Below are 3,552 nucleotides of genomic sequence, written 5' to 3'. Positions count from 1 at the left end.
GGGGGGGGATGAGGGGGGGCGGGCAAAAATTACGATCGCCTATTCTCCGTAGCTTCCCTCCGTCACCTTGCCGCGAAACACGACATATTGATAAATGTTGTAGAACAACATCACCGGAATTAACGCTCCCACAAAAATGATCATCACCACCATCGAACTCGGGTCAGCCGCCGCTTGATAAATGGTAATTGAGGGAGGAATGATGTAAGGAAACACCACCATCGCCAGTCCGATAAACGTCAACACGAAAATCAGAATTGTCCAGACAAATGGTGTTCTTTCTTCTTCGCGATCGATACTCCGCAGCAATAACCCGATCAGGACGACACCCAAAATTGGAATCAGGGCGAAGAGATAAACGAGGGGTTCAGAAAAGAGGCGATCGCGGGCGGATTCGTAAAAAATCGGCGTGACAATTGTAATCAAAATTGCGCCGATAAGGGTTGTAATTGATGCAATTTTTGCGGTTCTATAATGAGTCTTTTGCAAATCGCCCTCCGTCTTCCAAATCAAATAGGTGGAACCGATCAAAACGTATCCCTGAATCAGCGTCAGTGCCACCACCACGGAGGGGAGACTGAACCAATCCCAAGTCGTTCCGATAAAGTGTCCCGCCGCGTCAACTTGAATCCCTTCCAGAACGCCGCCGAGGGAAAATCCCTGGCCCAAAGCCGCCAAAAAACTGCCCACACCGAAGGACAAATTCCAAAAGAATTTTCGGTTCGCCTGTTCCCGAAACTCAAACGCAACCGCCCGAAAAATGAAGCCGAAAATCATAATAAAAATCGGCACATAGAGGGCATTTAAAATGGTCGCGTAAGCGAGGGGGAAGGCGCCGAAAAGGCTGCCCCCCATCAGCACCAACCAGGTTTCATTAGCATCCCAAATATTGCTCAAACTCGTCATCAAAATACTGCGACGTTCTTCGCTTGAGGAAGTCAAAGATAAAATCCCAACTCCCAGATCGAAGCCATCCAGCATCACATAAAGAAACAGAAATAATGCCAAAATTCCGAACCAAACCTGGGGGAGTAAATAACTCAGTGTTTCCATCACAAATCCTCATTATCATGTATTCGAGTAGTACAAGCTTCTAGCTTGTCAGAAAACCTGTACTACTGCTGTCACAGACAGGATGTCTGTGCTACTGCTATTGTTGAGCTTCTGCGGGCCGTTCGTCCGGGGCAAATTGACCGGGGGTTGTATCGACGGCGGGGCGATCGCTTTCTCCCGGAATGGGCAAGTCTAATTTCGGACCCCGGCGGATGATGCGACTGCCAAAATAAAGGGCGGCAAAAAACAGCACCGTATAAACTGTTGCGAAGCCTATCAGGGTCGTCAATACGTTTTCCGGAGGCAAATTAGAAGCCGCATCGACGGTGCGAATTTCATTGTAAACCGTCCAGGGTTGCCGGCCCACGCAGCGAACGGTCCAACCGGCTTCCACGGCAATATATCCCAAAGGTGCGGATAAAATCCAACCCCACATCAACCAACCCTGTTGCGCGATATTTTCCGGTGAGAATTTACCCCGCAACCACTGGAGGACGCTGACGGCGACCAGGGCGACCAAAAAGAAACCGATTCCGACCATAATTCGGAAGGAGTAATAAATCAACCCCAGCATTTTGGGACGATTTTCCGGCGACCATTCTTTCAACCCCAAAACGGGTTCCGACAAGTCTTTTTTCAATTCGAGGATATATCCCAAACCATTGGGGATGCTGATTTCCCAATCGTTTTTTTCGGCTTCTTCGTTGGGAATCGCCAGCAAACTCCAGGCGGCGGGTTGTCCGGCGGGGACGGTTTCCCACTGGGCTTCCATCGCCGCCAATTTTGTGGGTTGATAGTGGTAAACCTGTTCGCCACTCAGGTGGCCGACATAAATTTGCATCGGGGCCACGGCGATCGCGGCGATCAGGGCAATTTTCAGGGATTTGGAGAAGAATTCATGGTGGCGTTTTTTGAGGATATACCAGGCACTGATCCCGCCGATCACGAACAGCGAAGTCTCCAAAGTCGCGAAGAACATATGGAGAAAACTGTTGAGCGTGAAGGGATTAAAAATGGCTTTAAAATAGTCGAGGACGACAAATTTTCCATCGACCATTTCCACTCCGGCGGGGGTTTGCAGCCAGGAGTTTGCCGACAAAATCCAAAAGGTGGAAAGGTTGGCACCGAAGGCGACAAGAATTGTGGCAATATAGTGAATAACGGGATTGACGCGCTCCCAACCAAACACCATAATTCCCAAAAAGGCGGCTTCTAACATGAAAGCCCAGGACGCCTCGAAACCGATCACGCTTCCGAAGAAATTTCCGATCGCCTCCGATAGGGGCGCCCAGTTGGTTCCAAATTGAAATTCCATCGGGATGCCGCTGGCGACGCCGATGCCGAAATTGAGGACGTAAAATTTCGCCCAAAAGCGGGCGTGGTAGTAGTATTGAGGGTTGCGAGTTTTCAGCCACAACCCCTCGATAATGACCAGATAAATGCCCAGTCCGGTGGTGAGGACGGGCCACAACATATGAAAAATGGCGGTCAGCGCAAATTGCATTCGCGACAGTGCCACGGTGTTGGACAGTAAATCCACGCTTATCTCTCCGTATGAACAATATCCGCGAAATCCTCCCCAAAACAGGGGAAGTTGAGGTTTGAGGAGCGATCGCCCCTTTCAGAACCGCTCTCTATTATTGTGCAATTTGAGCCGAAAATGCCAGGTTGGATTTTTGGGTATAAAGTTATACAATTTTGGGTGCGATCGCGGGTGTGGGGGAATAAATCCGCAGATTTCGCAGATTTTCGCAGATTTTTAGATTAGATGGTGATGGGATGGTAAGATTGGGGGGGATGATTGCAGAAAAATTAAGAGAGAGAAATGGATGGGGACGATCACAGAGGAAGAGATCCGCAGACTTATGCCATTATTGGGGCGGCGATGGCGGTTCATGGGGAGTTGGGTTATGGGTTTTTGGAGGGGGTTTATCAGGGAGCTTTGGAATGGGAGTTTCGGTGCAGAGGTATCCCCTACGAGCGGGAGAAATCTTTGCAGGTATTCTATCGCGGGGAAGCGATCGCCGAATATCGATCTGACTTTATTTGCTACGAACAAATTATTGTGGAATTGAAAGCAATACAAAAGTTGTCCGGGCGTGAGGAAGCCCAAATCATCAATTATCTCAAAGCCACCAACCTACATCGCGGACTCCTGATTAATTTTGGCTCCGCCAGCCTCCAATACAAACGATTTGTCTTTAATCTGCGAAAATCTGCGAAATCTGCGGATGTTAACCCCTATCCATGACCAACTTTGTGGAAGACCAGGTGAAATCGGCCTATGATTCCGCCTTCGAGCGCGGTAAAGGCTACGTTTCTGACTTGGAACCGGTTGATTTGATCCGATATCGAAACAGAATGAATTCCCACTTAAAGCATCGAATCGAAAAGGAAGCTGTTTATGTCTGATATCAGATCTGGTTTTTTGACCGCAAAACCTTCCCAATCATCTTCAGATGATTTGAGCTGTTAGCTTGGGAATTGATTCCCAAGCGG

The 3,552-nt window shown here is 48.8% G+C and carries 3 protein-coding genes; 1 reads left to right on the top strand and 2 read right to left on the bottom strand.

Annotated elements, in window-relative coordinates:
* Window positions 1-39 precede the first annotated feature (39 nt).
* Entirely contained in the window at window positions 40-1,053 is a 1,014-nt protein-coding gene (gene cydB, locus LKE08_RS00335) for a cytochrome d ubiquinol oxidase subunit II (RefSeq protein ID WP_324702203.1), read from the bottom strand.
* Window positions 1,054-1,150: 97 nt separating this feature from the next.
* Window positions 1,151-2,593, bottom strand: a complete 1,443-nt coding sequence (locus tag LKE08_RS00330) for a cytochrome ubiquinol oxidase subunit I (RefSeq protein WP_324702202.1) — start codon at window positions 2,591-2,593, stop codon at window positions 1,151-1,153.
* Between the two features lie 285 nt (window positions 2,594-2,878).
* On the opposite strand from LKE08_RS00330, the gene LKE08_RS00325 reads away from it, so the two are divergent.
* Window positions 2,879-3,304 (top strand): GxxExxY protein, encoded by a 426-nt coding sequence (locus LKE08_RS00325; RefSeq protein ID WP_324702201.1) that lies wholly within the window; start codon window positions 2,879-2,881, stop codon window positions 3,302-3,304.
* The last annotated feature ends 248 nt before the right edge of the window (window positions 3,305-3,552 follow it).

The organism is Lyngbya sp. CCY1209 (genome assembly GCF_035615495.1).
Classification (GTDB): domain Bacteria; phylum Cyanobacteriota; class Cyanobacteriia; order Cyanobacteriales; family Microcoleaceae; genus Limnospira.
Note: the sequence above shows the minus strand (reverse complement) of the source record. Positions and strands in the feature narration are given on the sequence as shown.